At 67.6% G+C, this 22,305-nt stretch carries 22 protein-coding genes; 16 read left to right on the top strand and 6 right to left on the bottom strand.

Annotated elements, in window-relative coordinates:
* Positions 1-101 precede the first annotated feature (101 nt).
* Positions 102-1,445 (bottom strand): NAD(P)/FAD-dependent oxidoreductase, encoded by a 1,344-nt coding sequence (locus tag ON22_RS32195; protein ID WP_231508279.1) that lies wholly within the window; start codon positions 1,443-1,445, stop codon positions 102-104.
* 127 nt (positions 1,446-1,572) lie between these two features.
* A complete protein-coding gene (locus ON22_RS32200) occupies positions 1,573-2,184 on the bottom strand; it encodes a TetR/AcrR family transcriptional regulator (RefSeq protein WP_033242730.1) in 612 nt (203 codons plus the stop codon).
* Between the two features lie 99 nt (positions 2,185-2,283).
* On the opposite strand from ON22_RS32200, the gene ON22_RS32205 reads away from it, so the two are divergent.
* The 10 genes from ON22_RS32205 (at position 2,284) to ON22_RS32250 (ending at position 13,182) form a co-directional block, all read left to right on the top strand.
* Positions 2,284-3,690, top strand: coding sequence for a cytochrome P450 (locus ON22_RS32205; protein WP_081595991.1), 1,407 nt, complete (start codon positions 2,284-2,286; stop codon positions 3,688-3,690).
* 112 nt (positions 3,691-3,802) lie between these two features.
* Positions 3,803-4,210 (top strand): Fur family transcriptional regulator, encoded by a 408-nt coding sequence (locus tag ON22_RS32210; RefSeq protein WP_197039640.1) that lies wholly within the window; start codon positions 3,803-3,805, stop codon positions 4,208-4,210.
* A gap of 31 nt (positions 4,211-4,241) precedes the next feature.
* Entirely contained in the window at positions 4,242-6,473 is a 2,232-nt protein-coding gene (katG, locus tag ON22_RS32215) for a catalase/peroxidase HPI (protein ID WP_033242732.1), read from the top strand.
* Between the two features lie 221 nt (positions 6,474-6,694).
* Positions 6,695-7,561, top strand: coding sequence for a universal stress protein (locus ON22_RS32220; RefSeq protein WP_033242733.1), 867 nt, complete (start codon positions 6,695-6,697; stop codon positions 7,559-7,561).
* A 185-nt stretch (positions 7,562-7,746) separates the two neighbouring features.
* Positions 7,747-8,778 carry an ABC transporter ATP-binding protein gene (locus ON22_RS32225; RefSeq protein ID WP_081596006.1) on the top strand — a complete coding sequence of 344 codons (1,032 nt, stop codon included), beginning with the start codon at positions 7,747-7,749 and terminating at the stop codon, positions 8,776-8,778.
* A complete protein-coding gene (locus ON22_RS32230) occupies positions 8,775-9,590 on the top strand; it encodes an ABC transporter permease (protein WP_033242734.1) in 816 nt (271 codons plus the stop codon). The genes ON22_RS32225 and ON22_RS32230 overlap by 4 nt, the downstream gene beginning before the upstream one ends.
* A gap of 5 nt (positions 9,591-9,595) precedes the next feature.
* Entirely contained in the window at positions 9,596-10,750 is a 1,155-nt protein-coding gene (locus tag ON22_RS32235; protein ID WP_033243037.1) for a sensor histidine kinase, read from the top strand.
* Positions 10,747-11,367, top strand: a complete 621-nt coding sequence (locus tag ON22_RS32240) for a response regulator transcription factor (protein WP_033242735.1) — start codon at positions 10,747-10,749, stop codon at positions 11,365-11,367. The genes ON22_RS32235 and ON22_RS32240 overlap by 4 nt, the downstream gene beginning before the upstream one ends.
* Before the next feature lie 101 nt (positions 11,368-11,468).
* Positions 11,469-12,413, top strand: a complete 945-nt coding sequence (locus tag ON22_RS32245) for a zinc-binding dehydrogenase (RefSeq protein ID WP_033242736.1) — start codon at positions 11,469-11,471, stop codon at positions 12,411-12,413.
* The gene (locus ON22_RS32250) at positions 12,406-13,182 is read left to right on the top strand and encodes an SDR family NAD(P)-dependent oxidoreductase (RefSeq protein ID WP_033242737.1); all 777 of its coding nucleotides are present in this window, start codon (positions 12,406-12,408) and stop codon (positions 13,180-13,182) included. Before ON22_RS32245 ends, ON22_RS32250 begins: the two co-directional genes overlap by 8 nt.
* 9 nt (positions 13,183-13,191) lie before the next feature.
* On the opposite strand, the gene ON22_RS32255 is transcribed toward ON22_RS32250, so the two are convergent.
* From ON22_RS32255 to ON22_RS32265, 3 genes are read right to left on the bottom strand one after another with little or no spacing between them, the layout of a single operon-like run.
* A complete protein-coding gene (locus ON22_RS32255) occupies positions 13,192-14,379 on the bottom strand; it encodes a thiolase C-terminal domain-containing protein (protein WP_033242738.1) in 1,188 nt (395 codons plus the stop codon).
* A gap of 5 nt (positions 14,380-14,384) precedes the next feature.
* A complete protein-coding gene (locus tag ON22_RS32260) occupies positions 14,385-14,807 on the bottom strand; it encodes a Zn-ribbon domain-containing OB-fold protein (RefSeq protein ID WP_033242739.1) in 423 nt (140 codons plus the stop codon).
* A gap of 1 nt (position 14,808) precedes the next feature.
* Positions 14,809-15,540, bottom strand: coding sequence for a FadR/GntR family transcriptional regulator (locus ON22_RS32265; protein WP_033242740.1), 732 nt, complete (start codon positions 15,538-15,540; stop codon positions 14,809-14,811).
* A gap of 131 nt (positions 15,541-15,671) precedes the next feature.
* Between ON22_RS32265 and ON22_RS32270 the strand changes: the two genes are divergently transcribed.
* From ON22_RS32270 to ON22_RS32285, 4 genes are all read left to right on the top strand, one after another.
* The gene (locus tag ON22_RS32270; protein ID WP_033242741.1) at positions 15,672-16,142 is read left to right on the top strand and encodes a nuclear transport factor 2 family protein; all 471 of its coding nucleotides are present in this window, start codon (positions 15,672-15,674) and stop codon (positions 16,140-16,142) included.
* Between the two features lie 241 nt (positions 16,143-16,383).
* Entirely contained in the window at positions 16,384-17,415 is a 1,032-nt protein-coding gene (locus ON22_RS32275; protein ID WP_051158362.1) for an LLM class flavin-dependent oxidoreductase, read from the top strand.
* The gene (locus ON22_RS32280) at positions 17,415-18,854 is read left to right on the top strand and encodes an MFS transporter (RefSeq protein ID WP_033242742.1); all 1,440 of its coding nucleotides are present in this window, start codon (positions 17,415-17,417) and stop codon (positions 18,852-18,854) included. Before ON22_RS32275 ends, ON22_RS32280 begins: the two co-directional genes overlap by 1 nt.
* A gap of 137 nt (positions 18,855-18,991) precedes the next feature.
* The gene (locus ON22_RS32285) at positions 18,992-19,192 is read left to right on the top strand and encodes a ferredoxin (RefSeq protein WP_033242743.1); all 201 of its coding nucleotides are present in this window, start codon (positions 18,992-18,994) and stop codon (positions 19,190-19,192) included.
* A 70-nt stretch (positions 19,193-19,262) separates the two neighbouring features.
* Here ON22_RS32285 and ON22_RS32290 read toward each other — a convergent pair whose 3' ends face one another.
* The gene (locus ON22_RS32290; protein ID WP_051158382.1) at positions 19,263-20,495 is read right to left on the bottom strand and encodes a cytochrome P450; all 1,233 of its coding nucleotides are present in this window, start codon (positions 20,493-20,495) and stop codon (positions 19,263-19,265) included.
* A 138-nt stretch (positions 20,496-20,633) separates the two neighbouring features.
* Here ON22_RS32290 and ON22_RS32295 point away from each other — a divergent pair, with 138 nt between their 5' ends.
* On the top strand, positions 20,634-21,407 hold the full coding sequence (locus ON22_RS32295) for an SDR family NAD(P)-dependent oxidoreductase (RefSeq protein ID WP_033242745.1): 774 nt from the start codon (positions 20,634-20,636) through the stop codon (positions 21,405-21,407).
* Positions 21,404-22,285, top strand: coding sequence for a DUF6282 family protein (locus ON22_RS32300; protein ID WP_033242746.1), 882 nt, complete (start codon positions 21,404-21,406; stop codon positions 22,283-22,285). Before ON22_RS32295 ends, ON22_RS32300 begins: the two co-directional genes overlap by 4 nt.
* Positions 22,286-22,305 lie beyond the last annotated feature (20 nt).

A 22,305-nucleotide genomic window follows, 5' to 3' on the forward strand; every position in this document is an offset into this window, starting at 1 on the left:
CCGATATCGGCGTCGCGACTACCGAACGGCACCCTCGACAACCCGACACCGGCTGGAACGCCCCGATTACGTGGGCGGCTTCCGATAGCGGGCCACCCGGTCTATACCTGGTGCCGGATACCTTCGCTGGCGTGGAAGCTGGCTTCCTCGGGACTGACCAGACCGAGCAGGGGCAGGGGGCGCGGGGTGACGGCGTTGGTCAGATAGGTCAGGGTGATCGCCCACCGGTTGAGCCCGCGCGGCACCGCGAATGTGTGGTAGGCCCGGGTGACCGCTTTGGCGGGCAGCCCCGAGAGGCGGAGCCCGAGCGGGTTGGCGACGGCGAAACGCGGGCCCAGGTCCACCACCAGCCCCATATCGCGGTGTTTGTACGGCACCGGTGCCCCGATTCCCAGGCTCGCGGCCACATTGCGGGCGAGGATTTTGCCCTGACGGGTGGCATGCTGGGCGGTGGGTGGCGTGATCTTTCCCGGCTGTGTCAGATCCGGGACCGCGGCCGCGTCACCGCCGGCGAATACGTCGGGATGGCCGGGGACCCGCAGATCGTCGTTCACGCTCAACCGGCCGCGTTCCATCGGCAGATCGAGGGTGCTCAGCACCGGCGCCCCGGTGACACCGGTGACCCAGGCGACGGTGTGGGTCGGCACGGTCGTACCGTCGGTGAGCACCACGCGATCGCCGGTGAGCTCTTTCAGCGACATCCCGAGGCGGATATCGATCCCGCGGCCACGCAGCACGGACAGCACCTGATCGCTCAGTTTCTCGCCGACCTCCGGCATCACCCGGTCGGCCATATCGAGCAGCAGGAAACGGATCTCGGACGGATCGAAACCGCGGCGGGCGGCGTAGGTGTCGGCGAGGGCGCGGAGCTGGGCGACCAATTCGGTCCCGGCGTAGGACGCGCCGACCACGACGACGGTGCGCCGGGCCTGCCGGATTTCGGAATCGTCCTCGTGGTCGGCGAGTTCGAGTTGCCGGATCAACTGCTCACGCAGATACAGCGCTTCGGCGACGGTTTTCAGGCCGCGGCCGTGTTCGGGCAGCCCGGGGACATCGAACAACCGGGTGACCGATCCCGGGGTGAGCACCAGCCGGTCCCAGGTCAGTTCGCGTGTGCCGTGGTGATCGCTGGTCACGGTGAGCGTCTTGTCGTCCAGGTCGATCGATTTCGCGGTTGCGACGATCAACCGCACCCGTGGCAGGGCGTCGGTCAGCGAGACGGCGACGAACCGGGGATCGATGAGCCCGCCGGCGACATCCGGTAGCAGTGGCGTGTACAGCATGTAGTCGGTGGGGGAGACGAGGACGACCTCGGTATCGTCGCCTGCCGCGGCGAGTGTCCGGCAGAGTTTGCGGGCACAGGTGAATCCGGCGAATCCGCTGCCCACGATGACCACCCGCCGTGGTTCGGCTCCGCTGTCGGCGCTCTTCTGATGGTCCGGCACGGTCGCCCTCCTTCGTCGTTCGGTTTCCGGCGCGGTTCCCGGAACCCGGCGGTCGAAACGTGCACGGCCCGTCCGAACGGGCACAACAGTGGATCTCGGAGACGGGGGCGGTACGGGCAGGTGCCGGTCAGCGATAGAGGCCGAGCAGTACACGGACCGCGGCATCGACGATCTCGTCGGCGGATACCCGCAGGGTGCCGTCCAGCCATGCCGTTACGAGTTCGGCCATACCGCCGATGAAGAACAGCCCGGCGGTTTCGTCGGTGGTCTCCCCGCGGTGGGAGGTGCCGAAATGTTCCCGCGCCTCGAGCGCCGATTCGTGTGCCAGATGGCGCAGCAGCTGGGTGCGGCGTTGCCGCAGTTTCGGGACGGCGACGGCTTCGATGATGGCGACCCGGCCCTTACGGGGGTCGTCCTGGAGGAGCTGGACGAACGCGCGGACCGAGGCGCGGACCCGGGTCTCCGGATCCGGTCCGGCGTTATCGGCGGCGCGGCGGCTGATGTCCTCGATCTCGGCGGCGATATGGTCCAGCGCCGCCTCGAGCACCGCGTCCAGGCCGGAAAAACTCTCGTAGAAATAGCGCTCGCTCAGGCCGGCTTCGGCGCATACGGCGGTCATCGTGGTCCGGGTTTCCGGGTCCGCCCAGACGGTCAGCGCGGCGTCGAGCAATCGGCTGCGCCGTTCGGCGGCGCGATCGGCGGCGCTGACGCCCCGATACACACCAGATTGCACAGCCACGTTTTCAGCATGCCACAGGCCCGCCGAATCAAAGGTTGACAGGACGTCCTTCCTGAATCAGGCTGGACGTGACAGAGACCACACGACACGAGGTGAACCATGACGGCCGAGGCCCTGGGACCACACGAGGAAACGGCATCGGCGCAGGCCGCGGCACCCCGGCCGATTCCGGTCCAGCACCGCGACGACCGGGGCCTGCCCCTGATCGGCCAGGTTTTCGAATACGCCAAGGACCCGGTGGCGCTGTGCCGCAGCCGCTGGGAGCGCTACGGCCCGGTCGCGCCGTTCCGTGCCCTCGGGAAATCGGCGGTCATGCTCCTCGGGGCGGACGCCTGCGGTGAAGCCTTCCAGAACAAGGACAAGGCGCTGGCCAACGGGCCGGCGTGGTCGGAGCTGGTGGGACCCTTCTTCCATCGCGGCCTCATGCTGATCGATTTCGAAGAGCATCACGGCCATCGGCGGATCATGCAGCAGGCATTCACCCGGCCCCGTCTCGACGCCTACACCCGCCGACTGCACCCCGCCATCGAACAGGGCGTGGCGGGCTGGGAACCGGGCAAGGAATTCCCGTCGTACTGGAAGCTCAAGCAGCTCACCCTCGATATCGCCGCCGATCTGTTCATGGGCGGCGCCGAGGACACCAGCCAGGCCGAAATGGACCGCGTCAACAAAGCGTTCATCGCCTGCGTCCAGGCCGCCGCCGGGATCGTACGTGCCGACATCCCCTTCACCCGGTGGGGCCGGGCCTACCGCGGCCGCAAGGTGCTCGAGGATTTCCTGCGCCACTACCTGCCCGCCAAACGCGCCGAGCAGACCGACGATATCTTCTCGGTGCTCTGCCACGTCGAAACCGAGGACGGCGAACGGTTCTCCGACGACGATGTCGTGAACCATATGATCTTCCTGATGATGGCGGCCCACGACACCTCCACCATCACCACGTCCACGATCCTGCAGTACCTCGGCCAGCATCCGGAATGGCAGCAGCGTTGCCGCGAGGAATCGCTTGCGCTCGGACCGGAGCCGTCGATGGCGGAACTCGAGGGATTGGTCTCGATCGACCTGGTGATGCGCGAGGCGCTGCGCCTGCGCGCCCCGGTGCCGGTCCTGGTGCGATACGCGGTGAAGGACACCGTGATCCAGGGGGTCCGGATCCCGGCCGGAACCGATGTCATCGTGGGTGTCCAGTTCACCCATATGATGGAGGACTACTGGACCGACCCGGCGGCCTTCGACCCCGCCCGTTTCGGCCCGGAACGCCGCGAGGACAAAACGCACCGCTTCGCGTGGGAGCCGTTCGGCGGCGGTGTGCACAAATGTATCGGCCTGTACTTCGGCGGCCTCGAGGTGAAGGCGATCATGCATCGCCTGCTGCGCGACTACCACTGGACGCTCGACCCGGCGTATGTCCCGCCGATGGACTACCACTCCCTGCCCTTCCCCAAGGACGGTCTGCCGATCACTCTGCTGGAGAACCGGGCGACGAGTTCGGCGTCCACGGGGTGACCCGACCCCGGCAGGGATGAACGCCACAACGCCACCAGGTCGTCTATCCTTGACCGATTCCAGAAAACGGACGAGACTTTCCGGTGTGCAAACGGCCGAGGATTTCCAGCAGATGCTGCGGGGGGTTTCGCTACGCGTCACCGCGCCGCGGGTCGCGGTGCTGAACGCTGTGCACGACAACCCGCACGCCGATACGGATTCGATCATCCGCGTCGTGCGATCCCGCCTGTCGGCCGTATCCCACCAGGCGGTGTACGACTCGTTGCGTACGCTCACCGCGGCCGGCCTGCTCCGCTGTATTCAGCCGTCCGGTTCGGTGGCCAGGTATGAGACCCGCGTCGGCGACAACCACCACCATGTCGTCTGCCGGGGATGTGGGTCGATCGCCGATGTCGATTGTTCGGCCGGTGCCTCCCCGTGCCTGACGGCGTCCGACGATCACGGCTTCGCAATCGACGAGGCCGAGGTCATCTATTGGGGTCTGTGCCCCGAATGCGCGAAAGAGAACCGTTTTCGATAGCAGCCCGCACCACTCGTCAGGAAGGAATATCGTGACCTCCGATAGCCGTCCACCCGCTCCTGAGACCGGGACTTCGAGTAACAGCGAAAGCGAAAATCCGGCGATTCCGTCGCCGACCCCCGCAACCGACAACCGGCCCCGCACCAACAAGGACTGGTGGCCGAACCAGGTCGACGTCTCCGTTCTGCACGCCCATTCCTCCAAGTCCAACCCGCTCGGCGCGGATTTCGACTACGCGAAAGAATTCGCGAAACTCGACGTCGAGGCGTTGAAGGCCGATGTCGCGGCGATCCTGACCGATTCGCAGGACTGGTGGCCCGCCGACTTCGGCAACTACGGCGGCCTGTTCATCCGGATGAGCTGGCATGCCGCGGGCACCTACCGGATCGCCGACGGCCGCGGCGGCGGTGGCCAGGGCGCACAGCGGTTCGCACCACTCAACAGCTGGCCCGACAACGCCAGCCTCGACAAGGCGCGCCGGCTGCTGTGGCCGGTCAAGCAGAAGTACGGCACCCAGATCTCCTGGGCCGACCTGCTGGTGTTCGCCGGTAACGTCGCCCTCGATTCGATGGGATTCCAGACCTTCGGTTTCGGGTTCGGCCGCCCCGATATCTGGGAACCGGAGGAGATCTACTGGGGTCCCGAGGACACCTGGCTCGGCGACGAACGCTACAGCGGCGACCGCGAACTCTCCGGCCCGCTCGCCAACGTCCAGATGGGCCTGATCTATGTGAACCCGGAGGGACCCAACGGCCGGCCCGACCCGGTGGCGGCCGCCCGCGATATCCGGGAAACCTTCGGCCGGATGGCCATGAACGATGTGGAGACCGCCGCGCTGATCGTCGGCGGCCACAGTTTCGGCAAAACCCACGGTGCCGGCGATCCGGACCTGGTCGGCCCCGAACCCGAAGCCGCACCGATCGAACAGCAGGGTCTGGGCTGGAAGAGCTCCCACGGCACCGGCACCGGCCGCGATGCGATCACCGGCGGCCCGGAGGTCATCTGGACCGCCACACCCACCCAGTGGAGCAACGGTTTCCTGAAGAACCTGTACGGCTACGAATGGGAACTGACCAAGAGTCCGGCGGGTGCGTGGCAGTGGAAACCGAAGGACGGGGCGGGCGAAGGCACCATCCCGGACCCGTTCGACGGCCCGGCCCGCGCGCCGAGCATGCTCACCACCGATATCGCCCTGCGCGAGGACCCGATCTACCGGGAGATCACCAGTCGCTGGCTGGAACATCCCGAGGAACTCGCCGAACAGTTCGCCAAAGCCTGGTACAAGCTGCTGCACCGCGATATGGGCCCGATCAGCCGGTATCTCGGACCCTGGGTGCCCGAACCGCAGCTGTGGCAGGACCCGGTACCGCCGGTGGACCACGAACTGATCGACGAAGCCGATATCGCCGCGCTGAAGCGCAAGATCCTCGATTCCGGCCTGTCGGTCGCACAACTCGTCAAAACCGCCTGGGCCTCGGCGGCGAGCTTCCGCAGCACCGATAAGCGCGGCGGCGCCAACGGTGCCCGGATCCGGCTCGAACCGCAGAAGAACTGGGAGGTCAACGAACCGGCCGAACTCGCGCAGGTCCTGCCCGTCCTCGAGCGGATCCAGCAGGACTTCAACAGTTCCGCCACCGGTGGTAAGCGGGTTTCGCTGGCCGACCTGATCGTCCTCGCCGGGGCAGCGGGCGTCCAGCAGGCGGCAAAGGACGCCGGCTACGACATCACGGTGCCGTTCTCGCCCGGACGTACGGACGCCACCCAGGAGAACACCGATGTGGAAGCGGCCGCGGTACTCGAACCGCGAGCCGACGGCTTCCGCAACTACGTGCGGGCAGGGGAGAAGGCCCCACTGGAAACCCTGCTCGTCGACCGCGCCTACATGCTGGATCTGACCGCTCCGGAACTGACGGTCCTGCTCGGTGGCCTGCGGGCGCTCGGCATCAATCACGGTGGTAGCGCGCACGGTGTGTTCACCGACCGCCCCGGCGTGCTGACCACCGATTTCTTCGTCAACCTCCTCGATCAGGGCACCGAGTGGAAGGCCTCGGAATCGGCGGAGAACGTGTACGAGGGCTTCGACCGGCGAACCGGTGAGCGCAAGTGGACCGCCACCGCCAACGATCTGGTCTTCGGATCCCACTCCGTGCTGCGTTCGGTGGCCGAGGTCTACGCCCAGCGCGATGCCGGACCACGTTTCGTCCGGGATTTCGTCTCGGCGTGGGTCAAGGTCGCCGAAAACGATCGGTTCGATCTCCGCTGATCATGCAGTCCTGAACCGGGCCGGTCCGTGAAGGACCGGCCCGGTTGTGCTTGCCGGGCGGGTAGAACGCGCAGCCGGTGCGGTCGCGATTGCGCCACAACCCGGACACGGGTCCGGCGCTTGCGTGCCGGGGTCGCGGTACCGCCCATATCCTCGACGAAGGACGACGCGGCCCCGCGATTCCGCCGCACCGAGCAGGGCGAGGCGAGAGGCACTCCGATATGGCCACACATTCCGAACCGCCGATCATCGTCGGTATCGACGGTTCGCCCACATCCCTGGACGCGCTGCGCTGGGCCGCCCGCCGCGCGGCGCTGCATCGCTGCCCACTCCACCTCGTCCACGCGATCGGCGCCCCGGTCACCTTCGGCCCGGAGATCAGCGTCGTCGGCCTGGACAATCAGGCGCTGCGCGCCGACGGTGAGACGATCCTCGCCGCCGCCGAGGAAACCGCCCGCGAAACCGCGGCCGATCTCGAGATCACCACCACCGTCGCCGACCTCGGCGCCACCACGGTCCTGATCGACCTCTCCGCGGACGCCCGCATGGTCGTCGTGGGCACCCGCGGCCTCGGCACCCTCGGCCGGCTCCTCCTCGGCTCGGTGAGCACCTCACTCGCCCGCCACGCCCACTGCCCGGTGGCGGTGATCCCCGATACCGAGGAACCGGCCCGCGATCTCGGGCAGCGCCCGGTGGTGGTCGGCGTGGACGGTTCCCCGCGCGGCCAGGAAGCCGTCGATATCGCGTTCGAGGAAGCCGCCCGCGGATATGTCGGAGTGATCGCGGTGACCACTTGGTCGGAATCGTTCCGCTACATCTCCCGCGACGAAATGCAGGAACAAGCCCGCGCATTACAGGCCGAGAGCCTGGCCGGCCGCGCCGAGCGTTACCCCGACGTGGCGGTCACCTCGGTCGTCGCCGAGGACCGGCCCGCCCGCCGGATCCTGGCCGAATCCGAGAACGCGCAGCTCATCGTCGTCGGAAGTCACGGCCGCGGCGGTTTCGCCGGTATGACACTCGGGTCGGTCGGCCAAGCGGTCCTGCACAGCACCCGGGTTCCTCTCCTCATCGCCCGCTCCCGCGACTGATCGCCCGATCCGCCGACAGCGCTCGCGACCGTGGTCATCGCGAGCGCCGGCATACCCGGCCGCCCTCGCAGTGCCGGCCGGTGGCTGGTCATGACTTTTGTCAGTACTTGCCCGTGAACTATTCATCGCGGATCGATGACTGGTCGTACTACTGGTGGCCGGCCGTCTCCGTGAGGGTGGGAGGTATGAAAAGAACGGAGTACGGATCGCCGGATCCGGGTGCCGAGCGGTCGTATGGAGTCTCTGCGGCCACCCGGCCCGCCGCACCGGGACCGGTGCACGATGTCATCAGCGCGCGTGGCCTGCGCCGGACCTACGGCCAGGGTAAGGACGCGTTCGAAGCGGTCCGCGGCGTGGACCTCGAAGTCGCCGAGGGGGAGGTTTTCGGGCTGCTGGGTACCAACGGCGCCGGGAAGACCTCGACCCTGGACATTCTCGAGGGACTCACCGCACCGTCCGCGGGGGACGTGCGGGTGTTCGGACTGGATCCGCGGCGCGATCGCGCGCAGGTCCGCGCGCAGGTGGGGATCATGCTGCAATCCGGCGGATTACCGGCCGAACTGACCGTCGGCGAAACGCTCGAGATGTGGCGTGGGACATGCACCGCCCCCACCACCGCCGAAGTGGTGCTCGCGCAGGTCGGGCTCACCGGCCACGCCGACGTGCGGGTCGGCTCGCTGTCCGGCGGTGAACGCCGCCGCGTCGATATGGCCTGTGCCCTGCTGGGACAGCCGCGTTTGCTGTTTCTCGACGAACCGACCACCGGACTCGACCCCGAGAGCCGCCGCGCCACCTGGCAGTTGCTCGCGGATCTGAAAGCGGCCGGCGTGACGATGGTGCTCACGACGCACTATCTGGACGAGGCCGAGGCGTTGGCCGACCGTATCGCGATCATGCACAAGGGCACGATCGCGCGCCGCGGAACCCTGCGCGAGATCGTCGACGGCCATCCCGCCCGGATCGTCTTCGACCACCCCGGGTTACCGCTACCCCCACTGCCCACCGCCGTCGTCGACGCAAGAGAACGGGTCACCGTCAGCACCCACGATCTCCAGGGGCATCTGCTCGAACTTCTCGGCTGGGCACGTGCGCACGGTATCCGCCTGGCCGGTCTGGACGCCCGGGCCGCCTCACTCGAATCGGTATTCCTCGATATCGCCGCCGAATCCGCCGGCGGATCGGTGGACGAGCCGCAACTGATCGGAGCGACCCGATGACCGCCACCGCGACTCCGCCCGCCGGTTTTCGCCGCCGCCCGCTGATGGCACTCGGGAAGGCCGAATATCTGCAGTTCCGCCGGAACAAGACGCTGGTCTACACGGCAACCGTCTTCCCGATCGGGCTGCCGCTGGCTCTCTACTTCATCGCCCGCAGGGATGCGGAACCCACCGCAGCGATGGCGGCGACAGCGTTCGAGATGTTCGCTCTGCTGGCGCTGCTGTTCATGCAGTACTACTCGGTGCTGTCCATGGTGACGACCCGCCGCGGCGAGGGTGTCCTGAAACGGCTACGGACAGGTGAGGCCGCCGACTGGCAGATCCAGACCGCACCGGGCGTTCCCGGTGCCGTGGTGACACTGTTCTGTACGGTCGTCATCGCCGCGGTGATCTACGGTACCGGCGCACCCGCACCGGTGAATCCGTTCGCGATCGTCCTCGCACTGGTGGGCGGGATCGTCCTGTTCACGCTGCTCGCGCTGGCCACCAGTGCCGTGACGAAGAACGCCGAGGCGGCCCAGATCACCTCGCTGCCGGTGATGACGGTCGCGATGCTCGGTCTCGGCTCGATCCGCGGGATACTGCCGGACCGGCTGGCCGACCTCGCCGATTGGACTCCGTTCGCTGCCGTATCCGATCTGGTGTTCCTCGGTGCCGCGGGCCGGACGGCCATCGGTTCCGCCGACGATCCGGCACTCGACTTCGCGGGTACCTTCACCGCACTCGGTCGGCCGTTTGCGACACTGGCGATATGGACGGTCCTGGCGCTCGTGCTGACTCGCCGGAGTTTCCGCTGGGACGACCGGGGGTGAACCGGGTGGCCGCATGGTGGCGCGCGCTGCCGGGTCCGGCCAAGTTCAGGCTGTACATGCGGCTGTCGCTACAAGGGTCGATTCTGGGGATCGTCCTGGCGATAGTCGTCGTCGCGCCGCAACCGTTGCCGGCGGCCGGTATCGCGGTCGCCGGTATCGCGGCGGCCGCGGCGATCGAGGCACGCCCCGAATTCGCCACGTGGGCAACGGCCGCCACACGACAGTGGATGTTCCGCACAGCGACAGCGGTGCTGGCAGCGGTGTGGGCGATCTATGCTCTGGTGCCTGCGCCGGATGCGGCCGAGACGGCACCCCTGGCGGGCACCAGGGCGGTATGCCTCGTCACCGTGTTCCTGGCAGCCTTCGCTGTGATCCCGTACTTCCGGTACCGATGGTTGATCCTGGCGGCACTGGCCTTCGCCACCGGTGCGGCGTTGCGTTCCGGTACGAGTGTGCGCCCGGACCTCGCCTTCGTTGCCTCGGTCGGCGCGATGACCTTTCTCGGTGGGGCTTTCGTCCTCGGCACGATGCTGATCAGCATATGGGGGATCCGGATGGTCGACGAGCTGGAGCGGACGAAGGATATCGAGGCCGAACTGCAGTTGGCGCAGGAGCGCTTGCGGTTCGCCCGTGATCTGCACGATGTCGTCGGCCGCGGATTTTCCGCGATCGCCGTGAAAAGCGAATTGGCGGTAGCGCTGTCGAAGGCCGGCGAAACCGGCCGGGCGGCCGGCGAAATGGACAGTGTGCGATCCCTGGCCGTCGAATCGATGGGGCAGATGCGGGCGTTGGTGCGCGGTTACCGGGATATCGACCTGCGCGAGGAGGTGGCGGGTGCGCGGTCGCTGTTGTCCGCGGTGGAGTGTGCACTCGTCGTCGAAGGCGATCCCGCTGCCGTTCCCGCGCGATACCACGAGGTCGCCGCGTGGGTGGTGCGCGAGGGTACGACGAATATCGTCGAGCATTCCGCCGCCACCTCGGCGACGCTGACTCTCGGTACGGCGGGAATATCGCTGCGTAACAACCGGCCACACGCCACGCTGGGCGAACGGTCGGGGTTGCGTGGCCTGGCCGAACGGCTCGACCTGGTCGGTGCGACTCTGGATGCCGGTCCGATAGCCGGCGAGTTCGTTCTCGAAATCCACTGGGAGAAAAAGTGATCCCTGTTTTCCTGGCCGACGATGAAACGCTGATCCGCGCGGCGCTGGCGACGATGCTCGACCTGGAGGCCGATCTCGAGGTCGTCGGGCACGTCGGCTCCGGCGCTGAACTCATCGCTGCGTGGCGGCAGCGCTCCGAGAAGGGGGATCCGGTCGGGGTGGCGGTCATCGATCTGCAGATGCCCGGTTTGGACGGGATCGCGACCGCCGGGGAGCTGCAGCGCCTCACTCCGGGCGCGGGCACGGTGATCGTCACCAGCCACGGCCGGCCCGGATATCTCAAGCGGGCACTGGCCGGCGGCGTGCGTGGTTTCCTGCCCAAGACTACTTCGGCGGGCACCCTCGCGGAGGTTATCCGTACCGTCCACGGCGGCGGCCGATACGTGGACCCGGAATTGGCCGCGGAAGCCATCAGCGCCGGCGATACGGTCCTCACCGCGCGTGAGGCGGATGTTCTCGAATATGCCGCCGACGGTGCCTCCGTCGACGAAATCGCCCGCCGTGCGCACTTGTCGCCGGGGACCACCCGCAATTATCTGTCCGCGGCGATGGCCAAACTCGGTGTGTCCAATCGCTACGAAGCGGCGTTGAAGGCCCGTGAGAAGGGCTGGATCTGAGCCGATTTCTTGCCCCTTCGTCGATCCCTCCTTATATTGAAGATAATTATGCACATAGTTATGCGGCTGTGGGGCGGACCACGGGGAATCGGGAGACGGGTATGCGGGCATGGCAGTTCGAACGTGTGGGAACTCCACTCGTGCTCCGGGAGGTACCGGCGCCGCGGCCGGCGGCAGGGGAGGTGCTGATCGAGATCAAGGCGGCCGGGCTCTGTCATACCGATGTCGGGATCCTGCACGAGCCGAAGTGGACCGAGCGGATCGGACCATTCCCGCTGACACTCGGGCACGAGGTAGCCGGGGTGATCACCGAGGTCGGTGCCGGAGTCGAGGGATATGGGCCCGGTGACCGGGTGGGTGTATTCGCCGCCGGGCGGACCCGGCCCGGACAGGGACGCGACGGCGGATACTCCTTCCAGTGCACCGCGCTACCCGAAGACCTGGTGCCGATACCTGAGGGAGTCGGGTTCGAACAGGCCGCACTCGGCACCGACGCCGGCTGCGCGGCCTACCACGCCCTGGTTCGCCGGGGCGGCGTGCGCGCGGGTGACAAGGTCGGGATCATCGGCCTCGGCGGGCTCGGCCAGGTGGCGGCCCGGGTCGCGGCGGTGAAAGGGGCCACCGTATTCGTCGCGGAGAAGAAGCAATCCCTGTGGCCGCTGGCGAAAGAGCTCGGTGCGCAGGCGGTATCCGGCGATATCGCCGAGTTCGCCGGGGAGAACCTCGACCTGATCGTCGATTTCGCCGGGTTCGGCACCACCACGGCCGCCGCCATCGAGACCGTGCGCGAGTTCGGCACCGTCGTGCAGGTCGGGATGGGTGAACTGACCGCCGAGATATCGACCGGTACCTTGATTTTCAAGCAGATCACGCTCATCGGGTCGCGCGGTGGTTCGGTGGCCGATATCGCGGCCGTCTACGACCTGGTCGCCGCGGGGGAGTTGAAACCGCAGGTCGTGCCGATCACCTTCGACGAGATCCCCGCGGGCCTGGAACGGCTGCGCCGGGGCGAGGTCGACGGCCGGCTGGTGGCCGTCTATGACTGAGCCGGTCGCGATCGTCACCGGCGGTGCGAGCGGAATCGGTGCGGCCTGCGCCGAACGTTTGTCCGCCGACGGGTTCCGTGTCCTGATCGCCGATGTGCAGGAGAGGCAGGGCCGGGCGCTCGCGCGCCGGCTGGGTGGTGAGTTCGTGCCCACCGATGTGACCCGGGAGGCCGATATCGAGGCACTGGTGGACCGGGCCGGGGCTCCGGATGTGTTCTTCGCCAACGCCGGGATCTTCGGTGCGCTCGGGCCTATCGAGCAGACCGATACGGCGGAGGCGGACCGGACGATCGCCGTCAACCTGCGCGGTACCCTGCTGTGCCTCAAGCACGCGGTCCGGGTGATGCGGCCACGCCGGCGCGGTTCGATCATCGTCACCGCCAGCCCGGGTGGAGTCGTCGGCGGTGTGGGGCCGCACGTCTACAGCGCGACCAAAGCCGGTGTGGCCGGTCTGGTGCGAGCGGTCGCCGCCGAGGTGCGCGACTACGGGATCCGGGTCAATTCCGTGGTCCCGGGCGCGATCGTCTCCCCGATGACCGCTGGCGTCCTCGCCGGTGACCCGGCCGATCTCGCCGCGGCAACGCAGGCGATGACGCCCAGTCCGCTGGTCGGCCGTCCGGGCGCGCCCGCGGATGTGGCCGGGGCAGTGTCGTTCCTGGCCGGTGCGGACTCCGCATTCATCACCGGTACGGAGCTGTTCGCGGACGCCGGGTACACCCACGCCCCGGGCCCGGCGAGCTTCGCGAAGGGGAAGTTCGCCGGGCCCTGAGCCCGGAGGTCAGCTGTCCCGGCTGAAAACGAACGCGGTCGACTTGGCCAGTCCGTTGGATACGGTGACCAGCGCCCGCGATGCCTCGGGCACTTGGCGTTCCCCGCCCCGGCCGGTCACCTGCAGCACTGCTTCGGCGAGGTGTGTCATCCCGTGCAGACGGCCCTCGCCGAGCGCGCCGCCGCCGGTGTTGACCGGCAGCTTCCCGGTGAGAGTCGTATGCCCGTCCCGCGCGAACGGTACGGCTTCACCGCGGCCGGTGAAACCCATCCCCTCGAGCCAGGTGTAGACGAAAACGCTGAATCCGTCGTACAGCTGGGCATTGTCGATATCGGAGGGCCCGAGTCCGCTGGTGCGCCACAGTGTCCGGGCGATCTGCCCGGCGCCCTCGACGAGATCTTCGAGGGTCATCACCGCACCTGTCGGCGCGGTGTGGGTGCCGGCGGCGAATCCGGTGAGCAGGGCCGGCGGCTGCCGCAGATCCCGCGCACGTTCTGTCGAGGTCAGCAGGAGCGCGACCGCGCCGTCGACGGGAATATCGCAGTCCAGGATGGACATCGGGTCGGCGATCATCCGGGCGTTCAGATAATCCTCGGCCGACAGGGTGGTACCCCGCCAGTACGCACGGGGGTTCTTCTGTGCGTTGTCGCGGTTGGCGACCAGGTACGGCGCCAGGTCCGCTCGGGTGAATCCGTTCAGGTCGAGGTAGCGGCGCAGCACGGTCGCGGCCCAGGCCGGTGGGTTGCTGAAGCCGAAGGGCGCCTGGAACTGATCGGGCCCGGCGGCGATCGTGCTGTCGTAGTTGACGTATTTCCCCTTGGGCACATGCAGCGACCGGTAGACCAGCGCATGTGTGCACACGCCGGAGTGGATCGCCATCGCGGCATCCATCACGCTCTGCGTCACCATGCCGTTGGTGGACCCGGTCCAGGTGATCCGGGGTGTGATCCCCAGCAGTTGCGGCAGGTGATACGGCGTGACGACATCGATTCCCTCGCCGGTACCCTTCGTTCCGCCGTAGCGCGGCATGGACGGCGAGGTCGCGACACCGTCCACATCCGAGCGTTCCAGGCCGGCATCGGCGAGCGCGCGATCACACGCTTCCACCGTCAGCGCCGCCAGGGTGCGCGGCAGGCGCCGCCCGAGCTCGCTGTACCCGACGCCCGCGACGGCGACCTTGTCCCGCAGTTCCCACATATCTCTCACGCTCCCGCCGGCCGGAACTGCGGTAGGACGCAGACCTCGGAGATCTTCTCGAAACTCACTTCGACCTCGGCGCCGATCCGCACCTCGGCCGGGTCGATGCCGAACAGGTTGGCCACCATCAGCAACCTGGGCTGTTCCACCAGTTCCACGACGACGACCACGAGCGGCACCAGCGTCGCGAAACCGGGGCCGGGGGGATCTTCCAGAACGGTGTAGCTGTGCACTGTTCCGCGGCCGGAGACCGGCTCGTAGCGGAGATCCTCGCTACCGCAGCCGGGACACGTCAGGCTCGGGGCGTGGTTGAACCGGGAACACCGGGCACACCGCTGAATACTGAGTGTCCGCGCGCGGAGGCTGTCCCAGAAGCCCTCGGTCATATCGTCGGGGAAAGGCACCGGGCGGGTGCTTGCTGTTGTCATCTCACATCTTCCAGGTCACGGTCGCCGCCAGCGCCTCGGCGTAGTTCTTCTTGGTGTAGTCGGCCAGCGCCTGCATATGTGTGGTCATCAGTTCCTCGGCGCGGCCCGGATCGCGATCGGAGATCGCAGTGGCGATGGAGGTATGGATCTCGACGGTCAGCTTGCGCTGCCGGGCCGGGTATTCGACGCCGACCGCGGCGCCGTCGAGAATGTCGAACAGCGCGATGAAAAGCGAAGCGAAGACGAGGTTCCCCGAACCCTGGGCCACGGTGGTGTGGAAGCGCCGGGTCTGGCTGAGGAATCCCGTGTGGTCGTTCAGGTTGTCCTGTTCGAGTGCGATGATCTCGGACAGCGTCGCGATATCCGTCTCGTCCATCCGCTCGGCGGCGAGCCGGGCCATATGGGGTTCGAGCGCGGCGCGGGTCTCGATCACCGTCTGGAACGGGGCCTGCTGGAACTGCAGGAGCAAGCTCAGCGAGGTGGCCAGTGCGGAGCTGTCGGGCTGCTGCAGAATCGGGCCGCCGCTGGGGCCGGGCTTGAGTGTGATGACGCCCTGGAGTTCGAGGAACCGCAGGGATTCGCGCAGCGTCCCGCGGCCGACATCGTAGGCCTCCAGCATGGCTTTCTCCGGAGGGAGGCGATCCCCGACCCGGTTACCCCGGCGGTTGATGTCGTCGACGATGCGCTGTGCCACGAGCAGCGCAGTCTTCTTCGGTCGTTCGGTAGCGGTCATCTGTTCTCCCCTGACGTGGCGGTTGTGCTTACTGTGCCCACACCTTACATTCAATGCTATTCATGTGCAGAGATTAGCGCTCGAGGTTCGTGGTGCGTCAATGGCGGCCGGATGAGCATGAGGAGGCGGTCATGAGTGGCAGTGAACTGGCCGAACTGCGCGAAAATGTGCGCAGGCTGCAGGCGGCCGAAGCTGCCCGCGACCACGTGCATACCTACGCGCGAACGCTCGACGAACCGGACCCCGAGACCGTGACGGCACTGTTCGCACCCGACGCCGCGCTCACCACTCCGTCACGGACTGTCAGGGGAGCCGCGGAGATCCGGAATTTCTTCGAAACGGCCTTTGCTGCCGATCCGTCGGTGAAGCGCCATTTCGTTGCCAATGTGCGCACCGCCTGGCTCGGCGATTCTCGGGTGCGTGTGCAATCCCAGTTCTTCTTCACCGGAAGCGGGACCGGGCGTTCGATTATCGGCTGGGGTGGTTACGACGATGTTGTGGATGTCGGCGGCGACCGGCCGTGCTTCGCAGAGAAAAGTGTGACGGTCGAGGTGAGTACCGATCTGGCGAACGGATGGGCGGGTGGCGTCCCGGGGCGCTGACATTCCGAAGTCGCCGGCATGGCGCCGCCCGGAAAAGGCCTGTGTCGCTCGCTGTCCGGTGGGTCGGCCGAGATTTACCAATTTCCTTCATAACCATGCGCATGGTTGCTATGGTCATCCTAGATCTGCCGAGCTGGGCGGACCCGAGGGGGCGAGGAAGAGAGCAGGCCGGATTCATCACCGGCGGCCGGGGCGGTGATCGCGAAAACCTTTGCCGCCCTTCTATCGAACGGAGTGCGACGTGAAGCTGGCCCTACGCTATGACATGCGGGCGCCCGATATCGGAGTGAGCAGTCCCGAGCAGTACACCGCGGCGCTAGAACACGCTGCCTGGGCGGACGACCTCGGATTCGACACGGTGTATCTCGCCGAACATCACGGCGCCGACGACGGCTACTGTGCGGCGCCGATGATCCTGGGCTCGGCGATACTCGGCCGGACCCGCCGGCTGCGGGTACACCTGTCCGCGCTCGTCGCCGTGCTGCACCACCCGCTGCGGCTGGCCGAAGACCTCGCGGGGCTGGACCTGGTCGGTGGCGGGCGGCTCGAGGTCACGCTCGGTCTCGGCTACCGCGACGGCGAATACCGCATGTTCGGTGTCGACCGCCGCCGGCGCGTGCAGCGACTCGAGGAAATCGTCGAGGTGCTGCGGCAGGCCTGGACCGGTGAGGAATTCGAATTCCGTGGCGAACGGGTACTGGTCCGGCCCCGGCCCGCGCGTCCCGCGGGCCCGGAACTCTATATCGGCGGGTCGGCCGAGGCCTCGGCGCTCCGTGCGGCCCGGATCGGTGACGGGTACCGCCCGGCCGGTGCCGAAAAGGACCGGCTGTACGAAATCTATGCCACCGAGCGCAGACGTCTCGGTAAACCGGTGCCCCCGCGCGGCCCGGTGAGCGGCCCGCTGTTCCTGTTCGTCTCCGATGATCCGGCACGCGACTGGGAAATCGTCGCACCCCATGTGCTGTACACGACGAACGCCAACGCGACCTGGGCCCGGGAGCGCGTCGTGGGCACCACGGCCTACCGTCCCGCCGCGGGATTGGCCGACCTGCAGGCGGACCCGAACATTCGCGTGGTCACGCCCGAGGAATGCGTAGCGCTCTGCGAGAAGCTGGGCCCGGACGCGGAACTGGTGTTCCAGCCGCTGATGGGCGGGCTCCCGCTGGAAGCGGGGTGGCGCAGTCTGCGCCTGTTCGAAACCGAGGTGCTGCCCCGGCTCGTCACGCTGGGATATCGCCCGGCAGCCCCGGAACGCACCGGAGAGGCGGCGTGATGACCACTACCGTCGAAGGTTCGCACAACAGCGAAATACCCGCCGTGATGCCGCGCGGCCTGGTCGTGATGATCGGCTACTGCGTCATCCTGGCAACCCTCGTCACGACCATCCCGCTCAAGTTGCTCAGCCCGATCGGCGCGGAATTCGGGGCAACCGGCGGCCTGCTCAACTGGGGCGTCATCATCGGTTCGCTCAGCGGGGCGATCGGCACCGCCCTACTCCCACCGGTCGCGTCGCTGTTCGGGCAGCGGCGGACGACCGTGGTGACGATGAGCCTGCTGACTGCCGGCAGCGTTCTCGGCGCCGTTGCACCGAATATGACGGTGCTACTGGTCGGCAGGTTCATCGGCGGGTTCACCCTCGGTGCGATCGCACTCGCGCTGGCCATCGCCCGCACCAACCTGTCCGGGCGGACACTGAGTGTCGTACTGTCCTGGATTGCGGCCGCGGAAGGTGTCGCGGCCGGGCTCTCGTTCGCCGTCGGCGGCCTGCTGACCGATACCGTGCAGGTCGACTGGCGGGTGGTGTTCTGGGTACTTGCCGCGCTCGGCGCTCTGGGGATCGCCGGCGCGCTCGCCACCATCCCGCGTCAGGACGGGCCCGGCCGCGGGCAGGTCGACTGGTTCGGCGGAATCTTGCTGACCGCGGCCCTCGCGCTGATCCTGGTACCGCTCAGCATGGGGTCGAACTGGGGTTGGACCTCACCAACGGTCCTCGTCCCGTTGCTGTGCGGCGTTGTGGCGGTGGTGGTCTGGTGGATCGTCGAATCGCGGAGTCCCGCGCCGCTGGTGAACACCCGGGCGCTGCGGAATATGAACTTCCTGCGTGGCTGGCTGGTGTTCTTCCTCGCCGGAATGCTCGCGTGGATCATGAACTTCACCCTGCCGAAATTCACCGAAACCCCGGCATCGGCCGGCTTCGGTTTCGGGTACAGCGCACTGACCAGCGGTCTGCTGATGCTGATGTTCTGCGTCGGCATCGTGGTGGGCAGCGCGTCGGCCGGGCGGCTGAGCCGGTTCGTTCCGGCACGGGTGATGTGCCTGCTGGCGTTCACCGGGTGCACGATCGGGATGCTGTTGCTGGCGTTCGTGCACGATTCGGCATGGCAGCTGTGGGTGTGGCCGGTCATCATCGGTCTCTCCTACGGGCTGGCCTCGGCCAGTGCCTATCTGACCTTCATCACGGCACTGCGCGCCGAGGAGGTCGCGACGGCGGCGAGTATCGGGCAGATCAGCGCGCCGCTCGGCGGCGCCATCGGCAGTGCCGCGATCAGCGGCGTGCTCACGGCCGAGGTGATCAGGATCGGCCAGGCGGACGTTCCGGCCGAGCACAGTTTCCAGCTCGGCTGGCTGATCGGCGCGGGGGTCTCGGTGGTCGGGCTGCTGCTCGTGGCGCTCATCCGGGCCCCCAAGTCTGCCACTGCAGAGGCGGTCTGAAGTCCGGCGCCACCATGCTGCGGGCGAACTGGGCCGGTTGCGGCCGGTGTTGTTGCCCGCCTGGTGTTTCGAAGCCGCGCCTGTCCGGTTCTGGCCGGTCGGGCGCGGGACAGACCCGGAAGAAGGTGAGGAAGTCGATGTTCATTTCGATCGAAGCGGGCCGGTGCATGGGGCACGGCCGGTGTTATGCGGTGGCGGAGCGGCTGCTGACCGATGACGACGAGGGTTTCGTGGTGGAACGCGGGCAAACCTGGGAAGTTCCCGGCGATTTGACCGCAGAAGCAGCGGCCGCGGCGCAGGCCTGTCCCGAGACGGCCATCGCCGTCGGCGAGTCCTGACCCTCCGGAACACGGCGGCCCGGCATCCAGTGAAAGGATGCCGGGCCGCCGGGCTGTGGCCGGTCCAGGGTCAGTCCCAGACCAGGGGGACCTGTTGTAGCCGTAGCTGGCTACCGCGCTCGCGCAGGTCCACGCCCGCGGCGAGCCGGTAGTGCGGGATCCGGCGGTGCCATTCGGTGAGCGCGACCACCAGTTCCGCACGTGCCAGATGCATGCCGAGACAGCGGTGGTGGCCGGCGCCGAACCCGAGATGGTGTGCGAGGTTGGGCCGCTCCGGGTCGAAGACGTCCGGGTCCTCGAAGATGCGGGGGTCGTGGTTGGCTGCGGCCAGGCCGAGCCACACCAGATCGCCCTTGCGGATGGGCAGTCCGTGGAAGTCGAGGTCGCGGGCTGCTTCGCGACCGTCCTGGATGATCAGGCTGTAGAGCCGCAGGATTTCCTCGATCGCCTTCGGCCACAGTTCGGGTTCGTCGAGCAGTCGCTGCCGGTCCTCGGGGTGGGTGGCCATGTGCAGGAACGTGTACCCGAGCGCGCTGCGGGTGGTGTCGAGTCCGGCCGCCATGATGCTCATGCACAGGGCGAGGATCGTTTCGTCCGGGATCGGTGCGCCCTGGTATTCCGCGGTGACCAGCCGGGTCACGAGGTCGGTGGCCGGATCGCCGGGGGCCGCGCGGCGTTCGGCGATCGCGACGGCGAAGTATGCGTCGAGTTCCCGGCGGGTCTGCGCGGCGACCCGTTTGGACTCCGGATCGCTGTTGAAGAAGCCGAGGAACTGGCCCTCCACCCAAGGCAGCAATTTTGCGCTGTCCTCGACCGGTAATCCGAGCAATGTGAGGAACAAATCGGTCGGGTAGATCATGCCGAAGCCGGTCGCGATGTCCTCGGCGCCCCGCGGCGCGATCTCGTCGACGAGTGCGACGGCACGCTCCTGTGCCTGGTCGGTGATGCGCCGGACGAGCTTGGGGGCGAAGAACGGGTTAAGGATCCGCCGCAGCTCGGCATGGTCGGGCTGGTTGAGATTCTGCGGTAGCAACTGCCGCGGCGGGGAGCGGTGGAACGCGCTGACCTGGTCGTTGGTGAAGTCGGTATCGCGCTGGAGGGCTTCGCGCACATCGTCGAAGCGGTTCAGTACCCAGAACCCCTCCTCGGTGGAGTCGTTCCACGCGAACCGGGCGGCTTCCCGGTCGGCGTCGAGCAGCCGCTGGGTTTCCAGCGCGGGCCGTTCGACGCGGTAGTCGGTATGGAAGACCGGACAGCCGCCGAGGTCGCGGGTCGTGCCGGAATCGTCTGTCACCTGGGTCATCGGCATCTCCTGTCGAATAGCGCAACTACCAATGCCGAAGGTGTGGCGGCTATGGCGAGCGTCACGGATTGACATTTGCTCGTAATGATATGCATGATTCGAGTAATTACAAGGGTGATCGACCGCAGGAGGCCGCAGGTGCACAGGCTCGAAGACCACACGGCAGTGGTGACCGGCGGAGGTTCCGGGATCGGGGCGGCCTCCGCGCGGAGGCTGGCCGCCGAGGGCGCGGCAGTGGCCGTAGTCGATCTGCACGAGGCCGCCGCGGAGGAGACCGCCGCGGCGATCCGGGAAGCCGGCGGGCAGGCCGCCGCGTTCGGGGCCGATGTGCGAGACCGGGATCGCATGCTCTCGGTGACGGCCGAAATCGTGGCGCAGCTCGGTGAAATCGGTGTGGTGTTCACCGGCGCCGGGGTGTCCGGCGCACGGATCGACAGCCACGAACTCTCCGAAGAGGACTGGCGCGGAGTACTCGATATCAACCTCGGCGGCACATTCTTCACGATCCAGGCGGCGCTGCCGTCGATGCTGCGACGCGGCGGGGGATCGATCGTGACCTGCGGGTCGACCTCGTCGTTCATCGCCACCCAGGGCGGTCTGGCGCCGTACCGCGCATCGAAGGGCGGGGTCAAGATGCTCACCCAGACCCTCGCGATCGAGTATGCGCCGCACGGTATCCGGGTCAACAGCGTATGCCCGGGTGCGGTGAAAACGAACCTCGGCGCCAATACCGCGGCGATCGTGCCGACCACTGCCACGGTGCGCAACCCGTCGAAACCGCTGAACGTGCCGCTCGGCCGATACGGCGAACCCGACGAGATCGCCGCCGTGGTCGCGTTCCTCGCCTCGCCGGACGCCTCGTACGTGACCGGGCAGGCGATTCTCGTCGACGGCGGTGTCACCGCCGAATGACACGCAACTCCGGAACCGCACCCGTCCTGCTCGACGGGGCCATCGATATGCACTGCCATTTCGGCCCGGAGCCGCTGGTCGAGAAGCTCGCGAAACACCCGCACGCGGTCGACCCCATCGAGGCCGCGGGGGAAGCCGCGGCCGGTGGAATGCGGGCCATCGTGCTGAAGGCACACGAGTTCCCGTCCACCGCGGTCGCCGATCTGGCCAACAAGGCGGTGCCGGACGTCTTGTCGATCGCCGGGATGTGCTGCGATCACCCCGTCGGCGGGCTCAACCCCCAGGCCGTGGAGACCGCGCTGCGGGCCGGTGCGCAGGTGGTGTGGTTGCCGACGTTGTCGTCGGTGTCGAACACCGCGCAGGCAATTGAAGCAGCATTCGGTGTACGGGAAGGAATTCCGGTCCTCGGACCCGATGGCGAGCTGGTACCGGAGGTACGCGAGATCATGGATCTCGTCGCGGCGAGCGGTGCGGTACTGGCGACCGGGCATATCACCGTCGACGAGCACTATGCGGTGGCCCGCGCGTTCGCCGGGCGCGGGAATCTGGTCGTCACGCACGCCATGCACGCCAGTGCCGGACCCGGACTCTCGGTGGACCAGGTCGTGGAACTGGCCGGCCTCGGCGCCGTAATCGAATTCGCCGCCCATACCTGTATGGGGAAACCGTCGACGTTCGACCAGGTGATCACGGCCATCGGCCGGATCGGGCCGCAACGCGCGATCGTATCCACCGATTACGGCTGGACCGACACCCTGCCGCATCCGGCTGCGGGCTTACGTGGATACGTCAACGCGCTGTGGGACGAAGGCGTCACCGAAAACGAACTCCGGCTGATGGCCGGCGCTGTCCCAGCGCGTTTGCTGGGTTTGGACTGATAACCATGGAGGTTCTCGGA

It is taken from the genome of Nocardia carnea NBRC 14403 (assembly GCF_000308515.1).
In the GTDB taxonomy this organism is placed as follows: Bacteria; Actinomycetota; Actinomycetes; order Mycobacteriales; family Mycobacteriaceae; genus Nocardia; species Nocardia carnea.